General features: G+C 49.7%; 23 protein-coding genes and 1 tRNA gene. 11 read left to right on the forward strand and 13 right to left on the reverse strand.

Translation table 11 applies throughout. The annotated features are described in order from the left end of the window. Nucleotides 1–57: 57 nt before the first annotated feature. From KXJ70_RS00295 to KXJ70_RS00345, 11 genes are all read right to left on the reverse strand, one after another. On the reverse strand, nucleotides 58–1047 hold the full coding sequence (locus KXJ70_RS00295) for a DNA polymerase III subunit delta' (protein ID WP_219041481.1): 990 nt from the start codon (nucleotides 1045–1047) through the stop codon (nucleotides 58–60). Further along, nucleotides 1040–1720, reverse strand: coding sequence for a dTMP kinase (gene tmk / locus KXJ70_RS00300; protein ID WP_255558142.1), 681 nt, complete (start codon nucleotides 1718–1720; stop codon nucleotides 1040–1042). The genes KXJ70_RS00295 and tmk overlap by 8 nt, the downstream gene beginning before the upstream one ends. Continuing rightward, a complete protein-coding gene (gene mltG, locus KXJ70_RS00305) occupies nucleotides 1721–2791 on the reverse strand; it encodes an endolytic transglycosylase MltG (RefSeq protein WP_255558143.1) in 1071 nt (356 codons plus the stop codon). After that, the gene (gene pabC, locus KXJ70_RS00310) at nucleotides 2769–3596 is read right to left on the reverse strand and encodes an aminodeoxychorismate lyase (RefSeq protein ID WP_219041482.1); all 828 of its coding nucleotides are present in this window, start codon (nucleotides 3594–3596) and stop codon (nucleotides 2769–2771) included. The genes mltG and pabC overlap by 23 nt, the downstream gene beginning before the upstream one ends. Then, a complete protein-coding gene (gene fabF / locus KXJ70_RS00315) occupies nucleotides 3596–4840 on the reverse strand; it encodes a beta-ketoacyl-ACP synthase II (RefSeq protein WP_219041483.1) in 1245 nt (414 codons plus the stop codon). Before fabF ends, pabC begins: the two co-directional genes overlap by 1 nt. 135 nt (nucleotides 4841–4975) lie before the next feature. Continuing rightward, the gene (acpP, locus tag KXJ70_RS00320; RefSeq protein WP_103684682.1) at nucleotides 4976–5212 is read right to left on the reverse strand and encodes an acyl carrier protein; all 237 of its coding nucleotides are present in this window, start codon (nucleotides 5210–5212) and stop codon (nucleotides 4976–4978) included. 211 nt (nucleotides 5213–5423) lie between these two features. Continuing rightward, entirely contained in the window at nucleotides 5424–6161 is a 738-nt protein-coding gene (fabG, locus tag KXJ70_RS00325) for a 3-oxoacyl-ACP reductase FabG (RefSeq protein ID WP_219041484.1), read from the reverse strand. A gap of 39 nt (nucleotides 6162–6200) precedes the next feature. After that, nucleotides 6201–7145 (reverse strand): ACP S-malonyltransferase, encoded by a 945-nt coding sequence (gene fabD / locus KXJ70_RS00330; RefSeq protein WP_219041485.1) that lies wholly within the window; start codon nucleotides 7143–7145, stop codon nucleotides 6201–6203. 27 nt (nucleotides 7146–7172) lie between these two features. Further along, entirely contained in the window at nucleotides 7173–8183 is a 1011-nt protein-coding gene (gene plsX, locus KXJ70_RS00335; protein WP_219041486.1) for a phosphate acyltransferase PlsX, read from the reverse strand. 8 nt (nucleotides 8184–8191) lie between these two features. Beyond that, nucleotides 8192–8371, reverse strand: a complete 180-nt coding sequence (gene rpmF, locus KXJ70_RS00340) for a 50S ribosomal protein L32 (protein ID WP_103684678.1) — start codon at nucleotides 8369–8371, stop codon at nucleotides 8192–8194. Between the two features lie 26 nt (nucleotides 8372–8397). Beyond that, nucleotides 8398–8919 (reverse strand): YceD family protein, encoded by a 522-nt coding sequence (locus tag KXJ70_RS00345; RefSeq protein ID WP_219041487.1) that lies wholly within the window; start codon nucleotides 8917–8919, stop codon nucleotides 8398–8400. Nucleotides 8920–9101: 182 nt separating this feature from the next. On the opposite strand from KXJ70_RS00345, the gene KXJ70_RS00350 reads away from it, so the two are divergent. Next, nucleotides 9102–9701, forward strand: coding sequence for a Maf family protein (locus KXJ70_RS00350; RefSeq protein ID WP_219041488.1), 600 nt, complete (start codon nucleotides 9102–9104; stop codon nucleotides 9699–9701). Between the two features lie 13 nt (nucleotides 9702–9714). Here KXJ70_RS00350 and KXJ70_RS00355 read toward each other — a convergent pair whose 3' ends face one another. Together KXJ70_RS00355 and rluC are read right to left on the reverse strand one after the other, a co-directional pair. Beyond that, on the reverse strand, nucleotides 9715–10359 hold the full coding sequence (locus KXJ70_RS00355) for an HAD-IA family hydrolase (RefSeq protein ID WP_219041489.1): 645 nt from the start codon (nucleotides 10357–10359) through the stop codon (nucleotides 9715–9717). Then, entirely contained in the window at nucleotides 10359–11312 is a 954-nt protein-coding gene (rluC, locus tag KXJ70_RS00360) for a 23S rRNA pseudouridine(955/2504/2580) synthase RluC (protein ID WP_369409734.1), read from the reverse strand. The genes KXJ70_RS00355 and rluC overlap by 1 nt, the downstream gene beginning before the upstream one ends. Before the next feature lie 530 nt (nucleotides 11313–11842). On the opposite strand from rluC, the gene rne reads away from it, so the two are divergent. The 10 genes from rne to KXJ70_RS00410 all read left to right on the forward strand — a co-directional run bounded on the left by rne (nucleotide 11843) and on the right by KXJ70_RS00410 (nucleotide 19500). Further along, nucleotides 11843–14650, forward strand: a complete 2808-nt coding sequence (rne, locus tag KXJ70_RS00365) for a ribonuclease E (protein WP_219041490.1) — start codon at nucleotides 11843–11845, stop codon at nucleotides 14648–14650. A gap of 161 nt (nucleotides 14651–14811) precedes the next feature. Beyond that, nucleotides 14812–14901 (forward strand) — tRNA-Ser (locus KXJ70_RS00370). 108 nt (nucleotides 14902–15009) lie between these two features. Continuing rightward, the gene (locus KXJ70_RS00375) at nucleotides 15010–15681 is read left to right on the forward strand and encodes a Bax inhibitor-1/YccA family protein (protein ID WP_219041491.1); all 672 of its coding nucleotides are present in this window, start codon (nucleotides 15010–15012) and stop codon (nucleotides 15679–15681) included. 45 nt (nucleotides 15682–15726) lie between these two features. Beyond that, nucleotides 15727–16125, forward strand: coding sequence for a sulfurtransferase complex subunit TusD (gene tusD / locus KXJ70_RS00380; protein ID WP_219041492.1), 399 nt, complete (start codon nucleotides 15727–15729; stop codon nucleotides 16123–16125). Then, nucleotides 16126–16479 (forward strand): sulfurtransferase complex subunit TusC, encoded by a 354-nt coding sequence (gene tusC, locus KXJ70_RS00385; protein ID WP_219041493.1) that lies wholly within the window; start codon nucleotides 16126–16128, stop codon nucleotides 16477–16479. Further along, complete coding sequence (locus KXJ70_RS00390; protein WP_219041494.1) at nucleotides 16479–16742, forward strand: DsrH/TusB family sulfur relay protein; 264 nt, start codon at nucleotides 16479–16481, stop codon at nucleotides 16740–16742. Before tusC ends, KXJ70_RS00390 begins: the two co-directional genes overlap by 1 nt. A gap of 1 nt (nucleotide 16743) precedes the next feature. Then, nucleotides 16744–17079 (forward strand): TusE/DsrC/DsvC family sulfur relay protein, encoded by a 336-nt coding sequence (locus KXJ70_RS00395; protein WP_219041495.1) that lies wholly within the window; start codon nucleotides 16744–16746, stop codon nucleotides 17077–17079. Nucleotides 17080–17097: 18 nt separating this feature from the next. Next, nucleotides 17098–18090: a glycosyl transferase family protein gene (locus tag KXJ70_RS00400; protein WP_219041496.1), complete on the forward strand. Its 993-nt coding sequence runs from the start codon at nucleotides 17098–17100 to the stop codon at nucleotides 18088–18090. 25 nt (nucleotides 18091–18115) lie between these two features. Beyond that, on the forward strand, nucleotides 18116–19216 hold the full coding sequence (gene trmA / locus KXJ70_RS00405; protein ID WP_219041497.1) for a tRNA (uridine(54)-C5)-methyltransferase TrmA: 1101 nt from the start codon (nucleotides 18116–18118) through the stop codon (nucleotides 19214–19216). Next, nucleotides 19213–19500, forward strand: coding sequence for a 4a-hydroxytetrahydrobiopterin dehydratase (locus KXJ70_RS00410; RefSeq protein ID WP_219041498.1), 288 nt, complete (start codon nucleotides 19213–19215; stop codon nucleotides 19498–19500). The genes trmA and KXJ70_RS00410 overlap by 4 nt, the downstream gene beginning before the upstream one ends. Nucleotides 19501–19507 lie beyond the last annotated feature (7 nt).

Genomic DNA, 19507 nt, shown 5'->3' on the forward strand with positions numbered 1-19507 from the left:
CTCAACCCCAATAACCTAAACACTATGTCAAAAACACAAACTACTATAGCAATACAGCTATGATGCCGCACTACGCTTGCACAATGCCACCCATTCAAGAAACAGAGTTTCTAAAACAAGCTGCTTATTCAACGCTACACCGCGGCTAAAACCTGAACGCAACTCCAAGCCCCGCTGCAAAGTTTGCATTACGAGATTTGCGGGCAAGTTTTTATAACTAGCCCAACTATTAGCAAGCAGCGGCACTCCCGCGAGTTGGTGACGCGACAACTCCATCAATCGCGAGCACCACCAATCAAAAACCTGCAATATATCCTTGTCCTTTAACTCTAGCGCAACTTGCAAGGCCGTTTTGCCGCCATCCAGCAGTGCCGACATCGCCGCATCAAAACTTTCACGCACCGCCAAACCATCTTCATCAAATGTTTGCCTCGCCGCCAAGGGACGCCCCCCCGCCTCTAGAAGCAATTTTTTACTCAGCTCAGCATCGCCAACATAGTCACGTAACCAGGACTCCGCTAGTGAAGAATCTGGAATACCAAACCGTAATTGCACGCAGCGCGATCTTATCGTTGGCAAAAGTTGACTGCTAGTGTGGCTAATCAAAATTAAAATTGTGCCTGAATTAGGCTCTTCCAAGGTTTTTAACAGGGCATTTGCCGTATACACATTCATCGCTTCCGCAGGATGAATAATCACGATTTTTCGGCCTTTATCACGATGAGCGTGTTGCGCAGAAAAACTCTGCAAGCCCCGAACCTGATCGATACCAATTTGGCGCTTGCCCTCGTCAGGACAAATTTCACGATAGTCAGGGTTGCTAGCATCAATTTGAAAATGGCAGCTACGGCATTGGCCGCAAGCGCCTACTTGACTAGGCGATTCACACAATAGAAACCCGGCAAGGGCTTTAGCAAAACGAAGCTTGCCTATCGAATCCGGCCCCGCCAAAAGGAGCGCATGAGGCAGACGGCCAGACTCAATCAAGCGCTGCAAGTCATGCCATTGACTCATTTGCCAAGAATAGGCAAGCAGCGGCTCAGCCATGTCGACCGTCCAGATTTACCTTGTCAGAGGCAGCTTTGTGACTATCAATTTGCAAGCTCAACGCCTTGGCGATACTGTCCTGAACAACTTGCAAATCAGTGCTGGCATCCACTACCACAAACCGATCTGGCTCCTGTGCAACACGCGCTAAGTATGCCCCGCGTACTTTTTCAAAAAAGGCCTGTTTTTCCTGCTCAAAGCGGTCAAGTGCGCCGCGAGCGCCCGCTCTGGCCATACCCACATCGACAGGAGCATCAAGCAACAACGTACAATCTGGTCGCAAGCCGCCCTGCACCAAGTCCTGTAACTGGCCGATAACAGCGGTCGATAATCCACGACCACCACCCTGGTAAGCGAATGTCGCATCGGTAAAGCGATCACAAAGCACCCAGATGCCCTTGGCCAAATTCGGCTCAATAAGTGCCTGTAGATGCTGAGCGCGAGCGGCAAAAACCAGTAACAACTCAGTAAGTTCGCACATTGGCTCCTCTCTGGGCACAACCAACACATTGCGAATTTCTTCTGCCAAGGCTGTGCCGCCGGGCTCTCTTGTTACAATGTGCTGAATGCCGGCTGAGCTAAGCAACCCTTGAATAAACGCGATATTCGTTGATTTACCTACCCCCTCAGTGCCCTCAACAGTAATAAAACGGCCTCTCACTTGCTCAGTCATTTATTTCTCCGAGATCGGTGGCGCAGAACGGTAATTGGTTTTGCGTTGACTCAGTTGATAACGCTTAACGGCCGCTTCATGCTCTTGGAGTGTGGCTGAAAAAGCGTGAGTACCATCACCTTTGGCAACAAAGAAGATGGCATCGCCATCGGCGGGATGTAACGCGGCATGAATTGCCTCCCTGCCAGCTAAGGCTATCGGGCTCGGCGGTAAACCTTGCTGCTTATAGGTGTTGTAGATATTTTTTTCGTCACGTAAATGCGAGCCGCGCAGATTCCCTTTGTAGACATCACCCAAGCCGTAAATTACGGTCGGATCCGTTTGCAAGCGCATCCCCATCCGCAATCTGCGCACAAATACACCAGCTATTTGAGCCCGCTCCTCAGGCACACCGGTTTCTTTTTCAATGATGGACGCCATGACCAAGGCTTCATAGGCATTTTCATAGGGTAATCCAGCCTCGCGCGCCTCCCACTCTTCATTCAGTACAAACTGGAGGCGCTTATATGCACGTAGCAGTATATTGCTCGGCTGATCATTGAGGTGGTAATCGTAGGTATCCGGAAAAAACAGGCCTTCTGGCAGTGTTGCAAGTGGCTCATCGACACCAAGCGCCTCCCATAAACTTGAATCATTTGTTAATGCTTGTTTCACCAGTAACTCTTGGCTCTCTAAATACAAGAGTGCCTGCGCCACCGTCCACCCCTCAAGAAGCGTTAATTGATGTCGAACAACATCTCCAGCGCGCATCATCGCCAACATTTCTGCTAACGTCGCTCCCTTCTCAAAGCGATATTCACCCGCTTTTATTTCCGCTGCGGCAGGGTTGAGCCGGCCGTATAGCTTTAATACCCGCGGCTGCTTAACCCAGCCCAACCCTTGAAGCTGATTTACCATCGCTGAAAAGCCAGTGCCCGGCGCCAGAACAAACACCGCGGTTGGCTCTGTTAGGGGTAGCTCACGATTTAAATAGGTATTGAGATACCACGTTGCTGCTAACACCGTCAGTATAAACGGGAATAGAACCGCCAGTGCGGCCTTAAAAAGTTTATAGATAGAAATAGGTATCAAACTCCCGCTGTAATAGGCGGCTTATTGGGCCAATTTGCATATGCACGCATTCAACTTTGCTAATTGGCCATATCCCGAAAACACTATTGCAAACAAAGGCTTCCTCTGCACTGCACAAAGCTGACACACCGAACTCTTTTATGCGGGTTTCAAGCCCCAAGGCATTGGCATGCTTTAAAACACGCTGACGCATAATGCCGTCTACGCCACAACGACTCAAGGACGGTGTAAACAAAATACCGCCAACAACCATAAATAAGTTGCTGCGACTGCCCTCTACAACCAAGCCCCTCTCTGTCATCAACCCTTCGTGGAATCCGCGACGATGTATCTCTTCAGCCGCCAAGACTTGCTCCAAGCGATTTAAGTGCTTGATACCGGCCAGCTTAGGCTGGGATGAAAGCTGGGTTTGGCAAACTGCCACGGCAATTCCGTCATCCCATAACTGTCGATTTTGGGTATACGCAGCAATGCTAACAATGCGCTCTGGACGTGCCGCATGAGGAGTGTAACCCCGCATACTCGCGCCGCGAGTAATTACGATTTTAAGTGCTGCCGCCGGCTCCGAAAAATCGCCCAACAAGCGAGCGCAATCTCGCTTTAATTCCGCGACATCACAGGGAATATTTAGTTGTTTTGCTCCACTGACTAGTCGCGCAAGATGGTCGTCCAGCCAAAGTGGCCGAAAGTCGCGCACAAGAATGGTCTCAAAAAGCCCATCCCCATAGGCTAAACCTCGATTACCGACGGAGACATCTTTACAAAACTGGCCATTTATCAGCGTTAAATCTGCGCCCTTCGCCATTAATTTTGCAATTGACCAAATAGCAGACTGCCATTGGTACCGCCGAAACCAAAAGAATTAGACAATACGTAGGCGAGATTGCGCTGTTGCGCAGTATTGGGAACGTAATTTAGCGTACATGCGTCGTCGGGTTCGTCTAAGTTTATCGTAGGCGGCGCTACTTGGTCGCGAAGCGCCAATATTGAAAATATCGCCTCTACCGCACCCGCCGCACCTAACAAATGACCAACCATAGACTTAGTAGAGCTCACGGCCACTTTAGCGGCTGCCGACCCAAGTAATTGCTCAATCGCCTTACTTTCGGCGACATCACCAGCGACCGTTGACGTACCGTGAGCATTAATATAATCAATTTTTTCGGCATTCAGACCGGCATCATTGAGTGCATTTTGCATAGCAGCTTGTGCACCACGCCCATCTTCTGGTGGCGATGTCATATGAAACGCATCGCAACTCATACCGAATCCTAGCAACTCCGCGTGAATTTCGGCTCCGCGACGTTTTGCAAACTCATACTCTTCCAAAACCAGCATGCCGGCACCATCACCCAAGACAAAGCCGTCTCGCTGCTTATCCCAAGGCCGGCTGGCAGCCTGCGGATCATCGTTGCGGGTCGACATCGCACGCGCCGCTGCAAAACCGCCAAGGCCAACGGGGGTAGTCGCCATTTCTGCACCACCAACCAACATGGCGTCAGCATCTCCATAAGCGATCATTCTGGCCGCCATGCCGATATTGTGCGTACCCGTTGTGCAGGCAGTAGCTATGGCAATACTGGGGCCCTGTAAATTGTGCTTAATCGCTAATACCCCAGCTACCATATTAATAATGGCACCCGGTACGGTGAAGGGGGATAATTTTCGCGGACCGCTTTTATCTATAATTGTTCGGCTACTTTCTATTAAGCCTATCCCACCAATACCCGAACCGATGGCAGTGCCAATACGCTGCGCATTGGATTCGGTTACTTCAAGGCCGGAATCAGACAGCGCCTGCTCTGCAGCGGCAACGCCGTAATGAATAAATGGGTCAAAGCGCTTTGCTTCTTTCGCGGCCATATAGTCGGCAACATCGAAATTTTTAATAGCACCACCAATACGGGTGGTAAATTCAGACACATCAAAGCGATCAATCAATGCGATACCGCTTTTCCCCGCCAATACATTTTGCCAGGTCTCTGCCACCGAGTTTCCGAGCGGGCTAATCATTCCCATACCGGTGACGACTACTCTTCTTTTAGTCATGAACCACTCCCGAGCTTATTTTTACGCGTATTATACGTAATTTTCACTCTATAGATGTGTACGTACAGGCATAAAAAAAGCCGCCCTACATTACATAGAAACGGCTTTTTAAACGGCTAGGCCGCTACATACTGATTACTGAAGGTTTTCTTTGATGTAATCAATTGCTAAACGAACAGTTGTGATTTTCTCAGCTTCTTCATCAGGAATCTCTGTTTCGAATTCCTCTTCCAGAGCCATTACCAGCTCAACCGTATCCAGAGAATCTGCGCCCAGGTCTTCTACGAATGATGCAGACTCTGACACATCCTCTTCTTTAACACCTAGTTGCTCTGCAACAATCTTCTTGACGCGCTCTTCAATGCTACTCATGGTCGTTGGTGACTCCTAATTAAAATTAAAATTTTGGGCCTGCTCTTTACTTTGCCAAGGTACAAAACCTTAAGTAAAAGCGCAGCCGCCGAAATCGTGTTTCATACTGCCAGCACTTGGGCGCTCATTCTACCGCGACTAACGTCGCTTGTGCATAGCAAAATATGAAAAATTCACGCTCAGATAGGAAAAATCCTTCCTGAACATATGTTTACGCCATATACATGCCGCCATTCACATGTATAGTTTCGCCCGTTACGTACGCTGCGGCATCGCTAACCAAAAACGCAACAACACCTGCGATTTCTTCGGGGCTACCAAGACGCTGCAGCGGAATCTGATTTTTTAGCGCGTCACGCTGATCATCGCCCAATTTTTTAGTCATATCGGTATCGATAAAACCCGGCGCCACGCCATTTACAGTAATACCGCGCGAGCCAATTTCACGCGCCAAGGCACGGGTAAACCCATCCATACCCGCCTTTGCAGCGGCATAGTTAGCCTGCCCCGCATTACCCATGGCACCCACTACTGAGCTTATATTTACAATACGGCCCCAGCGCGCCTTGGTCATGCCACGCAGGCAAGCCTTACTTAAACGGTAAAGCGAATTGAGGTTGGTATCGATAACGTCATACCATTCATCGTCTTTCATGCGCAGCATAATATTGTCTTTAGTAATACCGGCATTGTTTATTAATACCGACGGCGCACCAAATTGCTCATTTATCGATTTAACAACCGATTCTACCGACGCCGAATCAGACACATTCAGCATCATACCAACACCCTCTATACCCGCGTCTTTAAAATGTGCAGTGATCGCCTCGGCGCCCCCCTCAGACGTAGCAGTACCAACGACTGTATATCCCAATTTGCCAACTGCGATGGCGATGGCTTGGCCTATACCGCGACTTGCCCCAGTCACTAATGCTATTTTTGCCGTCATGATAAAACTCCTTAAAAATGTATTTTGAGGCAATAAGCCCTAGCTCACTGATTCCAGCGCTGCTGCCAAGCTGTCAGGCGACTCAATATTGAAGCAGTTCAGCGATTTATTAATGCGCTTATTTAAGCCACTCAGCACTTTTCCAGGCCCACACTCAATGGTGGTTTCAATCCCTGCGGCGACCATTGTCTCGACACAGCCTACCCACTTAACCGCACTGTAAATTTGCTCAACTAATAGCGTCTTAATCACTGCTGGGTCAGACTCAGTCTTGCCGTGTACATTATGAACGACGGGAATAAGCGGCGCTTTTAAAGAAATATCCGCCAGAGCTAACGCCAGTTTTTCACCGGCGGGCCGCATCAATGATGTATGGAAAGGCGCGCTCACTGGGAGCGGCATAGCCCGCTTCGCACCAGCAGCCTTAAGCAATTCGATCGCCCTATCGACCGCTGCAACTTGACCAGCGATAACAACCTGACCTGGCGAGTTGAAGTTTACTGCCTCGACTACGCCAGCACCCTGCGCCGCCTCAGCGCAAATCCGCACTATTTGAGCATCATCCAAGCCTAACACCGCTGCCATGGCGCCTTCACCAACGGGAACAGCAGTCTGCATAAACTGACCGCGGGCGCGCACCAAGCGGACCGCATCAGCGAATTCAAGTGCACCGGCGCAAACCAAAGCAGAGAATTCGCCAAGGCTATGACCGGCAAGCAACGCGGGCTTTATACCGCCCTGCTCACACCACAAACGCCAAACCGCAACACTCGCAGTCAATAAAACAGGCTGCGTGGTTTCGGTTAGATTAAGCTGGGCTTGTTCGCCGTTTTGAATTAAGTCCCACATATCATAGCCCAGCGCATCTGAGGCCTCAGCGAAAGTGGCTTTAATACTACTAAACGACTCGCCAAGCTCGGCCAGCATACCGACTTTCTGAGACCCTTGACCGGGGAAAACCAGAGCAAGTTGCTGTGTGTTCATTTGCTATTCCTTCTTAATGTCGATTTATTACGATTCTGTTGTATTTATCTGGGTAGCTATAAGTTGCGGTAGATGACACTCCACCGCTTTTGCCGCCTTATGAATTGCCGACTCGAAACTCGCAGCGCCAGAGCTACCATGACTCTTAATAACGACGCCATTTAAGCCGAGTAAAGCCGCGCCATTGTAGCGATCCGGGTTTATTTCTCGGGCAAAGGCACTTAGCACTGGCTTCACCACCACGGCTGCAATCTTACCGTAGAGACTTTGCACAAATTTCGCTTTCAGCTGGCCGCGAATAAAATTGGCAGTGCCTTCACAGACCTTAAGCGCCACGTTGCCAGTAAATCCATCACAGATCATCACGTCTATCTGCTCAGAAAAAATATCATTCCCTTCGGCAAATCCAACATAATTAAGCTGAGGATTGGCCGAGATAAGCTCAGCTGCCTCTTTTACTACCGAAGTGCCTTTGATCAGCTCAGCACCAACATTTAACAGTGCTAAACGTGGCCGCTCCCTGCCATCAAGCGCTTTGGCCAGCGCAGAGCCCATGACCGCAAATTGATATAGTTGCTCCGCATCACAACTGATATTGGCGCCTAAATCCAGCATATAGGTTACACCATTGTGAGCCGGCACCGGCGCACAAATGGCCGGGCGACGAACGCCGGGTAAGCGATCTAGAATTATACAACTCATAGCGACAAGCGCACCGGTATTACCAGCACTTACAACACCCGCAACGCTGCCGTCACGAAGTAGCTCTAAAGCGCGATACATCGAAGATTGCTTTTTATATCTAAGTGCTTTCGACGGGATGTCATCCATTGTGACAACGTCTGTACTATGAACAATTTGCAGGCGAGCAGGATCGTATTTTTTTGTGGCGAGCGCGTTAACAATGGCAGGCTCATCGCCAACCAGAGAAACATGAAGGGCTGAATTACGGTTCAGCGCATTGAGTGTGGCAGAGAGAGAAGAGCGAAGACCGTGGTCTCCGCTCATTGCATCAACGGCTAGTCGCAGCGATGCCACGCAAATATTTAGTCGTCTTTACCAGCAACAACTTTGCGACCACGGAAAAATCCGTCCGCAGTCACATTGTGACGAAGGTGCTTTTCACCGCTAGTTTGATCAACAGATAGCGTTGCGCCAGTTAGAGCATCATGTGAACGACGCTGACCGCGACGTGAACGGGTCACTTTACTTTTTTGAACAGCCATGGCCTAAAAATTCCTCGTACTAAAGATTAATCGCGGGGCTTTAATTGCCCCAATATAGCAAACGGCTTCTCACCTTCCTCTATGTCGCTAACCACCTCAACCGGCTCTGGCTCAGGTATAAATTCGCGACACTCTTCGTCATGAAAGCTGACAAAGGGAGTATTTATGATTAACTCTTCTTGCAGCAAATCAGCGAGCACTAGACTTTCCTCTTCCAAAATCAAAGGATCCAATGATTTTGGCAGCGCCTTGGCCTGCTCATCCGTCCACACGATAGCTAAATTAAATTCAGCTTCAATGCATATAGGCATTGGGTTTAAGCAGCGCTGACAAATAACTTCAACCTGCGCAACCGCATTACCTTGTATACACTTAAACCCCTGCTCATCTCGAAAAAAGCGCAAATCAACGTCTACCGAACCGCTATTATTGGCGAGACCGGCAACGAAAAGATCGAGGCCATCAACTTGTCGATAAGCATGAATCTCCATGCCTGACGCAACAAATTTACGAGCATCAACAAACTTGGGCAGGGGCTGTCTTTGCATAGGCGCGCAATCATAGGGACTTCGCACACTATTGTCAAAGCAAAAACACCCGTATTATTGGGGGCTTAGCGGCAAAAAGCACTATACCTTGTGCCTAAGCCTATAAAATCACCAACGTAGCCCCACGATGCAAACAATCGCATGCACAAACCCGCCCCCTATCACTACGGAAACCATAATCGATGCACCCAAATGGCCAGACTCCAGCAAACCTAATACTAGCATCAAGCTCGCAATACCGACTGAGACTTCTCAATCAAATTGGCTTGAACCCAATATGTATTGCACCAGAGATCGACGAGACGGCACACCCTCACGAGCACGCTATCACAATCGCAACAAGACTAAGCGAAGAAAAGGCCCGCGCCGTAGCAGTAAACCAGAGCAACGCACTTATTATAGCCGGCGACCAAGTCTGCGATGTCAATGGTGTAATTCTAGGTAAACCGGGAAATGCAGGGCGCGCAAAACAACAACTAGAGCACTGCTCTGGTCAGGAAGTTATATTTCATACTGGACTATGCGTATTTAATACCGCCACAAATACAATGCACCGCCATACCGAAAAGGTGTTAGTGCATTTCAGGCATTTAAGCGATCGAGAAATCGACAGCTATATAAAGAAGGAGCCGGCCTTTGATTGCGCAGGCAGCTTTAAAATGGAGGGGCTGGGTATAAGCCTATTCAGCAGCATCCGCAGTGACGACCCCAACTCATTAATCGGACTCCCCCTGATTAAACTTTGCGAGTTTCTGAGACTGGAGGGCCTTGCAATTATTTAATCCCCGATTCAGCCTACTGATGAATACCAACCAAGGGCAGCAGCATAGCGAATTCATCTAACACCGACAGCGGTTCCCAGCGCAGCAGCCGCTCTATACTGTGAGCACCGTAAGAAACCCCCACGCTCGGCATGGCAATTCGACTTGCCATCTCCAAATCGTACTCGGTATCACCTACCATAATCGCGTCACGGGGGCTTATTGCCAGCTCGGTGCACAATTGATGAAGCATAAGCGGATCTGGTTTCGATGCAGTCTCATCTGCACAGCGACTCGCGCTAAACAATCCACTAATCTCCAAACCCGCAAACACCCGATCAAGCCCCCTGCGACTCTTGCCTGTGGCAACACACAAATCGTGCCCAGCAGCCTTTAGGTCGAATAAGGTTTCTTCAACACCTGGGAACAATTGGCATGGCTGCTTATCCGCCTCAATAAAGCACGCCACATAGCACCCACGCATTGCCTCCACACCAGCTTTGTCGAGTTCGGGATAGAGCATGGCGATAGCCAAGCTTAATTCAAGGCCAATAATATTGCGTATTTCGTCTGCCGAGCAGACCGGAACGCCGAAATCTCTAGCGCCCTGCTGCATGCAAAAAACGATCTTATCACTGGAGTCTAAAATCGTCCCATCCCAATCAAAAATTATAAGCATTACAATTCACTACCAGCACTATCTAATATTTTTTCTAATTCACTAGGGAGTGGCGCTTTCACATCGACACGCCGCCCATCAAGCGTAAAAGAAAGGGAATGCGCATGAAGAAACAGGCGCTTCAAGCCGAGCTGCTTGAAATGCGCATTCGCTCCATCATCGCCGTATTTGTCGTCACCTAAAATTGGGTAACCCGCGTATTGGCAATGGACGCGAATTTGATGCGTCCTACCGGTGATTGGCTTCGCCTCAATTAAACTTGCACCCGCCACCCTTTTTATCAGCGTGAATTCAGTGAGCGATTTCTTACCGTCTAGCTCGACGCGCACCATACGCTCACCGGAGTTAAGTACATTTTTTTGCAGCGGCGCGTTCACTTGCTGTTTACGCACCGGCCACTTACCCGCGACCAAGGCCAAATAACGCTTATCGACCCCTTTGCGAGCCTTTAACAGCTCGTGCAACTGCTTTAACACACTGCGCTTCTTCGCAACCATCACACAGCCGGAGGTATCTCTGTCCAAGCGGTGCACCAACTCCAAGCTCCGCTGATCTGGATACATTTGCCGCAGAGCCTCAATCAGACCGAGGGATATGCCACTTCCGCCATGCACCGCGAGTCCAGAAGGTTTATTGATAATAATTAAGCCATCATCTTCGTATAAAATAGCCGACCGCAAACTCGAATCAAGCCCACCAGGGACGACAACCCCCTCCCTAACCGCAACCCGAACAGGCGGCACGCGCACCACATCGCCAAAGGCCAGCTTTTGATCCGGTTTTACTCTCGATTTATTCAGCCGCACTTCGCCACGGCGCAATAAGTTATAAATCCGTGACTTAGGGACGCCTTTTAATTCTCTCATTAAGAAATTATCGATACGCTGACCCGCATAATCAGCGTCGACAGTCACCAAGCGCACAGTCGGATTGATGACAGATTCTGAACTCACTTACACTCCCGTAACTCATTGAGTTAGTTATTGAATACTGATATAGTCGCCCGGTAGTTACCGGGTCCGGTTCCCGCCACAGCATGGCTGTGACGTGAGGGAAGACCGCCGGCCATCTACTAAGGTAAAGACTGCGGTTTCACGCATAGCCTTATTTCCATCAGTGAATAGCAGTGTACCGGCGGCATTCTAACGTAGTGTCGGTACATTAATTAATAGTACTGCCGATATTTGTTTACACCACGGCTGTGAAAGAACTCTGAGAAAGCGACGTAAAGAACGTTACCAATACTGGCGCAGTGTATACGCGCCCAACAGTAATAGATGAAAGACGCCCAGCGCGGGACTGTTAAATCACACCCCCAGCGAACTGGAATATAAGGGCCAGGTTGTAGGCCACACTGATGTACCCGTGCAGCGCAGCATTTACAGTGCCGCACCCACAAGGTAATGCAGCGTACATCAGAACGCTTGAAGATGCTCGATCGCACGAGTGGCGCGACAAATCCCGGCTTTTGGGATTTTAGCTCATGAAAAGAATGCTTATTAATGCAACTCAGCCAGAAGAGTTGCGCGTTGCCCTCGTAGATGGCCAGCGCTTATTTGATCTGGATATAGAAAACCGCACCCGCGTACAAAAGAAAGCCAACGTCTATAAAGGGACTATTACCCGTGTAGAACCAAGCCTAGAGGCCGCATTTGTTGATTTTGGTGCTGAGCGTCACGGTTTCCTCCCCCTCAAAGAAATTTCTAAAGAATACTTCTACCGCAACCCATCCGATGTCAGCGGCCGCGCCAAGATCAAAGATCTGGTAAAAGAAGGCACGCAGGTCATTGTTCAAGTGGAGAAGGAAGAGCGCGGCAATAAAGGTGCCGCACTAACCACCTTTATCAGCCTAGCTGGCCGGTATATGGTGTTAATGCCTAACAATCCTCGCGCCGGCGGCATTTCTCGCCGTATTGAAGGTGACGAACGCAGCGAATTGCGCGACGCACTCAGCTCAATAAACATACCCGATTCCATGGGCGTTATCGTCCGTACAGCGGGCGTTGGCCGCAGCTCTGAAGAATTACAGTGGGATTTAGACTACCTTCTACACCTGTGGTCTGCGATCAAGCAAGCCTCTGAAGAGCGCAAAGCGCCCATCCTGATTTTGCAAGAGAGCAACGTGATTATTCGCGCTATTCGCGACTATTTACGCGACGATATAGACCAAGTTCTGATTGATGCCGAAGAGTCCTACAACGAAGCCATGCACTTTGTTGAGCAGGTCATGCCGCACTTCAAAAGCAAGATCAAACTTTATAAAGACCAAGTCCCGCTATTTAATCGCTACCAAATAGAAAGCCAGATCGAATCCGCCTTCCAGCGCGAAGTACAGCTACCCTCTGGCGGCTCAATAGTCATTGACCCGACCGAGGCCTTGGTTTCCATTGACATCAACTCCGCCCGCGCCACCAAAGGCGGCGATATCGAAGAAACCGCGCTGCAAACCAATTTGGAAGCAGCTGATGAAATTGCGCGTCAGTTACGTTTGCGCGATATCGGCGGCCTCATCGTCGTCGACTTTATCGACATGCTAGCGGCTAAAAATCAGCGCGAAGTCGAAAATCGCGTACGCGATGCCATGGAGCCAGACCGCGCACGTATTCAAATCGGCCGTATTTCGCGCTTCGGCTTGCTCGAAATGTCCCGTCAACGCCTTCGCCCTTCACTCGGTGAAACCAGCGCAAAGGTTTGTCCACGCTGCAGCGGCCAAGGCACTATTCGCGATACCAACTCATTGGCACTATCGATTCTTCGCCTAGTTGAAGAAGAGGCCAATAAAGAGAAAAGCGCCGAAATTCGCGTTATCGTACCCGTCAATGTTGCGTCATATTTATTAAACGAAAAGCGCACAGCGATATATGATGTAGAGCAGCGCAGCGGTGTCCGCGTAGTCGTGATCCCAACCCCCGCACTAGATACACCGCATTTTGAAGTAATGCGTTTACGCGAAAGCGATATTGGCGACGAAAAAGAAATCAGCTACAAAATTGTTTCCGAAATGGAAGCTCAGGCAGAAGCGCTGGATGAAGTTACCTCAAGCGCGCCGATAGCAGCGGCCGTTGTTCGCACCTTAGCCCCCAAAGGCCCAGCACCTGTGGCAGCGGCAAGTAGCGAAAAAACGCAAGTAGAAAGCAAAAGCACAACAGAAAGCAGCGAAGGCTTCTTTAGCAAATTAGCCAAGTCACTGAGCGGATTATTTAAATCCGCAGAGCCTGAGCCAGAACCTGAGCCAACACCGGCGCCGCGGCCTCGCAGCAGCAATAATAATCGCAGCAACAACCGCTCGGGTAACAGAAATAACAACCGTGGTGGCCGCAACCGCCGCAATCCAGATCAACGTGAGCGCACACCCCGCGACGACAACCGAGTCACTGATAATCGCGGCAACAAGGCAGAAAGCAGCCCTGCGCCTGAAACAGTGACTGGCAGCGATGCAGCTAGCCCTGAGCAAAATCCGGCAACTGAGAATGGCAATCGCCCTAAACGCCGCCCAGGGAACCGCAAGCCGCGCAACTCTCAGGAGCGTAAGCGTACGCCCGCGCCAGTATCAGAAGAAAATTCAGCGACAGATCAAGCTAGCGCCGACAGCCAGACAGTAATCAACGACACGCCCGCCACCGGCGAACAAGAAAACAAGAGGCCAAACCGCAACGCAAACCGCTCACGCGGCCAGGCAAATACCGACGCACGGGCTGAAGTTAGCGACGCTCCGGCAAGCTCAGCTACCGAGACAAGTAATGCAACACCGACGGCCGAAGATACTAAGCCGGTAAAAAGCGTAAGCACAGATACTCTTGCGCAGACTGAAGCTAAAGCCAACGAAGTCGCAAAAGAGGACACACCCGCAACTCAGCCCCCAGCTGAGTCGCAAGCACCTTCCGAGCCACAAACGCCTTCAGAGCCACAGGCAGCGGAAGAATCAACTGCAAGCCCAATAGCTGAAAGTACAGCTACTGAGGAATCAGCAGCGATTGCCGTTGTAAAAGAAGAAACAGTCGCTGAAGCAGCTCCCGCCGGAGAAAAAGCACCTGTCGCCGAAGAAGCAAAAGAACCTGCGCCCAAACCTGCCCCTGCGAAAGCGGCTGAGCCCGTGAGTACCGCTACGGTAGAAAAAGTGAAACCGGTTGGACGCGCAGCCAATGATCCGCGTATCGCACCAAAACCGGTTCAGAACTTACAGATTACCACTGCCAAGCCAACACCACCGGTACTTGATGGCGCCATTATGGCTCTGCCAGATCCAAGCCGTCCAAAATTACCACGGGCGGTTAACGATCCACGCAACTGAAGCCAGCACTCTTTAAAGGAGTAAACGTAAGCCCAGCTAAAACGCTGGGCTTTTTTTGCCTAAATTTTATCCAATCAGAACGTCATCAAACTGATTTATAAGTCTTTTTTATAATACTGCTTGTTTCGCTAAACAAGCTATGTATAATTCGCAACTGCTGCGGAGGGGTGGCAGAGTGGTCGATTGCACCGGTCTTGAAAACCGGCGTTGGTTTATCCCAACCCAGGGTTCAAATCCCTGCCCCTCCGCCACTTTATCCCCATTCTCGTATCCTCCGATCTTTCTTTGCAAGTCACTCCACACCCAGTATGATATGCCTTCGGTATCAGAATTTTATTTGGCAATTAACGGAGTAAGACATGCAAGATAAATCAGTTTTTCAGACACACGCGGGATCAATGCCTGCGCTGGAAACGAGCAAGGTACTTCGCAATACATACCTATTACTAGGCATGACTCTGGTAACTAGCGCAATGTGCGCCGGCCTGGCGATGGCAATGAACATCGGCCACGGTACCGGTCTTGTGCTATCCATTCTCGGCTTTGTTATGCTTTTCGTGGTGCACAAAACAGCAGACTCTAGCAAAGGCATCGTCGCCATATTTGTGTTCACTGGTTTATTGGGCGCTGCGCTTGGGCCCATGCTAAAAGCCTATTTAGCGCTACCAAACGGCGGTGAGCTTGTTATGCAAGCGCTCGGCGGCACGGCCTTGGTATTTTTTGGTTTGTCGGCATATGTATTGACGACTCGTAAGGACTTCTCCTTCCTTGGCGGCTTCTTGATGATCGGCCTGCTAGTTATCGTCGTCGCGAGCATTGCAAACCTGTTCTTTCAAGTGCCTGCGGCATCTCTGGCGATATCTGCAGCTGCTGTATTTATTATGTCTGGCCTTATTTTGTTTGATACGAGCCGCATTATTCACGGCGGCGAAACCAATTATATTCGGGCCACTGTCGCGCTATATCTAGATATTTATAACCTGTTTGTTCACCTCTTACACTTATTAGGTGTTTTTAGCGGCGATGACTAAGCGCCAAAGCAATAAGTCTATGCAAACTCTAAAACAGAGGCTCCTATGAGCCTCTGTTTTGCTATTCTGGTTACGGGCCAATCGTATTCAGATCAATCAAGCGCCACCGCCTTGCGATTTTGCAAAGCAGTTCTTGCACGTCAGCACCAAATTTACCGCGTTTTCTTTTTTAATGACGGCGTGCACTGTGCAAACAGTTACATCACCCCACCACAAGATGAAAAAGCCTTACCGGATCAGTGGCAACAGCTGCAGCAAGAGCACGAGCTTGACTTAGTAGTATGTGTATCAAGTGCACTTAAACGCGGCATCATCGACGAAAAAGAGGCGCAACGCTACGAGATTGGCGGCCACAATATGGCTGAGGGATTTAGCATAGGTGGTCTTGGTCAATGGGTAGACGCCTGCATAAGCGCTGATCGCATCATAAGATTCGGGAATTAAATGCACTTCCTCTATCTATTTACTCACCAAGCCTATGGGCATAGCCTAGCACGAGAGGCGCTAGATATGGCGCTAGCGACGGCGGCCTTCGACCAAAAGATTAGCCTCGTGTTTCTACAAGATGGTATTTACCAGCTTCTTAGTAGCAAGGACGCCAGCAGCATTGAGACAAAGCCACACTGCGGGGTAATTAGTGCCCTGCCCCTGTACGACATAGAAAACATATTTTACCTAGCGACGGATCGTGACGATCGCTGCATCAATCAAGAAAGTTTACTGGCCCATGCGACTGCAATTTCACCGTCGGATCTTCAGGCATTAATGGCTTCAGCTGATCGGATTCAGAGCTTCTAATGCGCCTACATATATTAAACAGCCCAGAGAGCCTAAGCCGATGCCAATCGCTCTTAATCGAGACGGACTCATTAATATTCATCGAGGACGCCGCCGTCTTAGCGTGCAGGCAACTCAGTGGCGTTAACGCCGACATCGCCCTGCACGCTTTGGACGATGATCTAAAGCGAAGGGGCATTATTGCTGCCAGCAATGTAAGCGCTGTCACAATGGAAGAGTTCGTCGATTTGTGCGCAGAACATAGCCAATGTTTAAGCTGGTAAAATGACCCACCTCGTCGTACACGGAAAAGAAATCGCCACCGACAAAGATGGCTTTTTAAAGCATTTAGACGATTGGTCGCCGGACGTCGCGGCAGCGCTAGCGGAAACTGTCGACATTCAACTGACCGACACTCACTGGGAATTGATTTCATTGGTACAAGAGTTCTACCAAAAATTTGGCCTATCCCCCGCCATGCGCCCGCTGATAAAATACGCCAAGTTCGAACTCGGTGTCGACAAAGGAAACAGCCTTTATTTCTTGCAACACTTTCCCGGCAGCCCAGCAAAAATTCTCAGCAAAGTTGCTGGCCTACCGCGACCGGACAACTGCCTCTAATACAATGCGAGTATTAACATGTCGCTAGAACACCCCTTCGCGCAGTATGTGCGTATTCTTGGCAAAGGCAAAACCGGCTCGCGCTCACTAACCGAAGACGAAGCCCGTGAAGCAATGGGAATGATTTTGCGCGGAGAAGTACAAGACGTACAACTTGGCGCCTTTCTTATGCTGCTTCGCGTAAAAGAAGAAAGCTATCAAGAGCTGGCGGGGTTCGTTCGCGCAGTCCGAGACACCGTTTCTGCACCGTCAATACCAGTCGATCTTGATTGGGCAAGCTACGCTGGCAAACGTCGTCAATTACCATGGTACTTACTTGCGGCACTCGCGCTGGCAGACAGTGGTGTGCGGGTTTTTATGCACGGCGCGGCCGGCCACACCGCCGAGCGAGTTTATAGCGAATACGTGCTTGAAAGCATGGGTGTAAGCCCAGCGAAAAACTGGCAAGACGTAAGCGAAAAATTGGATCAAAGCAACTTCGCCTACCTGCCTTTGTCGGCTTTTTCCCCACAACTGCAGCGTATGATAGACCTGCGCAATGAGTTTGGCCTCCGCTCGCCGGTACACACACTATCCAGGTTATTAAATCCCCTAGCCGCGCCCTACTCTCTGCAAAGCATCTTCCACCCCGCCTACGCCGAAAACCACCAACAGGCGGCGGCCATGCTCGGCCAGGCTCACGCAGCCGTGTTTAAAGGCGAGGCCGGCGAAGCTGAGCGCAAACCAGAAGCAATCTGCAGGGTGAAAATGGTTCACTGTGGCGAGCTATCTGAAGTCGAGTGGCCAAAATTGATTGATGGCCGCCAAGATAAACAAGAAACACTAAACATCGATGATCTAGTCAATGCATGGCGAGAAGATAAGGTTGAAGAGTATGGCAAGCTGGCGATAATTGGCACCATCGCAATCGCTCTACATTTACAATCGCCCGAACTTGATCAGCAGCATTGTCTGGATCGCGCTGATAACATTTGGAAGAACCGCGACCGCACTCGCCTCGCATCACGCTGAAAAGCGCCATACCGCCGGACAATTTATGAATATCAACCCCGTAGACATAGACAATTACCCGAACATTCTCGACGACAAAACAACGAGAATAACGGCCCTATTTAGCGATTTAGCCTTACCTAAACCCACTGTTTTTCCCTCTGAGCCTACCCACTACCGTTTGCGCGCAGAATTTCGCTTATGGCACGACAAAGATTCGGCGTATTACGCCATGTTCGATCCCGCCGAACCCAAAACGCCGATTCGTGTAGACCAATTTTCTGTCGCATCAAAAAGCATCTTTGATTTAATGCCAGTATTGCTGGAAAAACTTAATCGCCAAGTGATGCTAAGCAAGCGTCTTTTTCAAGTGGAGTTTCTCAGCACCCTCAGCGGCGATATGTTGGTAAGTCTTATTTACCACCGCCGTCTGGATGAAGAATGGCAAGTCTTGGCAGAAAAATTAGCTAGCGAACTGGATATTCAAATTATTGGCCGCAGCAAAAAGCAAAAACTGGTGCTTGGCCGCGACTACGTCGTTGAGAATTTAGCGATAGACGGCGAACACTATGTTTACAATCAATATGAAGGCGGATTCACCCAGCCGAATGGCAAACTCAATGCAACAATGATTAGTTGGGCAAAAGCGCAGGTTGGCGAAAACCCTGATACCGACTTGCTCGAGTTGTACTGCGGCAATGGCAATTTCACCATTCCCCTGTCTGCCCAATTCCGAAAGGTGTTGGCAACGGAGATCTCAAAGACCTCGGTAAAAGCGGCACACGAAAATTTTGCGCTAAATAACGTCACAAGTATCGACATATTAAGAATGTCTAGCGAGGAACTCACCTCAGCACTAAATAAAGAGCGCAGCTTTCGCAGACTCGAACACATCGATTTAGACAGCTACGATATCAGCCACGTGCTGGTTGACCCGCCAAGAGCTGGCCTCGACGAAAATACCCGCCTGCTAATTTCAGGCTTCGATAAGATCGTATATATATCGTGCAGCCCAGAAACGCTACATCGCGATTTGCAAATATTAACCAAAACTCATGACGTCGATGCCTTCGCCCTCTTCGACCAGTTCCCGTACACTCATCATATGGAATGTGGAGTGTATTTAAAAAGAAGGGTCAAGCCATGACGGTGAAGCTAACCGATTTAGAAATTAGCAATGCGCTTAAAGACTTAGACGGATGGGCGCTAAAAGACGAGAAATTACATCGCGTCTTTGAATTTGATGATTTTATCAGCGCATTTGCGTTTATGACACGCGTTGCGATTCGCGCTGAAAAGATTGATCACCACCCCGAGTGGAGCAACGTCTACAAAACCGTTACCATTGCATTAACAACCCATGACGCCGGCGGTCTTTCCGCAAAGGACTTAGCCTTGGCAGAGGCGATAAAGATTGAGTATGGTCGCTAGCTAAAAA

It is taken from the genome of Zhongshania aquimaris (genome assembly GCF_019312595.1).
GTDB classification, from domain to species: Bacteria; Pseudomonadota; Gammaproteobacteria; order Pseudomonadales; family Spongiibacteraceae; genus Spongiibacter; species Spongiibacter aquimaris.

Coding starts and splice junctions, on each gene's coding strand:
- KXJ70_RS00295 (WP_219041481.1), bottom strand. CDS start 1,047: ATGGCTGAGCCGCTGCTTGCCTATTCTTGGCAAATGAGTCAATGGCAT.
- tmk (WP_255558142.1), bottom strand. CDS start 1,720: ATGACTGAGCAAGTGAGAGGCCGTTTTATTACTGTTGAGGGCACTGAG.
- pabC (WP_219041482.1), bottom strand. CDS start 3,596: ATGGCGAAGGGCGCAGATTTAACGCTGATAAATGGCCAGTTTTGTAAA.
- fabF (WP_219041483.1), bottom strand. CDS start 4,840: ATGACTAAAAGAAGAGTAGTCGTCACCGGTATGGGAATGATTAGCCCG.
- acpP (WP_103684682.1), bottom strand. CDS start 5,212: ATGAGTAGCATTGAAGAGCGCGTCAAGAAGATTGTTGCAGAGCAACTA.
- fabG (WP_219041484.1), bottom strand. CDS start 6,161: ATGACGGCAAAAATAGCATTAGTGACTGGGGCAAGTCGCGGTATAGGC.
- fabD (WP_219041485.1), bottom strand. CDS start 7,145: ATGAACACACAGCAACTTGCTCTGGTTTTCCCCGGTCAAGGGTCTCAG.
- rpmF (WP_103684678.1), bottom strand. CDS start 8,371: ATGGCTGTTCAAAAAAGTAAAGTGACCCGTTCACGTCGCGGTCAGCGT.
- KXJ70_RS00345 (WP_219041487.1), bottom strand. CDS start 8,919: ATGCAAAGACAGCCCCTGCCCAAGTTTGTTGATGCTCGTAAATTTGTT.
- KXJ70_RS00350 (WP_219041488.1), top strand. CDS start 9,102: ATGCACCCAAATGGCCAGACTCCAGCAAACCTAATACTAGCATCAAGC.
- KXJ70_RS00355 (WP_219041489.1), bottom strand. CDS start 10,359: ATGCTTATAATTTTTGATTGGGATGGGACGATTTTAGACTCCAGTGAT.
- rne (WP_219041490.1), top strand. CDS start 11,843: ATGAAAAGAATGCTTATTAATGCAACTCAGCCAGAAGAGTTGCGCGTT.
- KXJ70_RS00375 (WP_219041491.1), top strand. CDS start 15,010: ATGCAAGATAAATCAGTTTTTCAGACACACGCGGGATCAATGCCTGCG.
- tusD (WP_219041492.1), top strand. CDS start 15,727: ATGAGCCTCTGTTTTGCTATTCTGGTTACGGGCCAATCGTATTCAGAT.
- tusC (WP_219041493.1), top strand. CDS start 16,126: ATGCACTTCCTCTATCTATTTACTCACCAAGCCTATGGGCATAGCCTA.
- KXJ70_RS00390 (WP_219041494.1), top strand. CDS start 16,479: ATGCGCCTACATATATTAAACAGCCCAGAGAGCCTAAGCCGATGCCAA.
- KXJ70_RS00395 (WP_219041495.1), top strand. CDS start 16,744: ATGACCCACCTCGTCGTACACGGAAAAGAAATCGCCACCGACAAAGAT.
- KXJ70_RS00400 (WP_219041496.1), top strand. CDS start 17,098: ATGTCGCTAGAACACCCCTTCGCGCAGTATGTGCGTATTCTTGGCAAA.
- trmA (WP_219041497.1), top strand. CDS start 18,116: ATGAATATCAACCCCGTAGACATAGACAATTACCCGAACATTCTCGAC.
- KXJ70_RS00410 (WP_219041498.1), top strand. CDS start 19,213: ATGACGGTGAAGCTAACCGATTTAGAAATTAGCAATGCGCTTAAAGAC.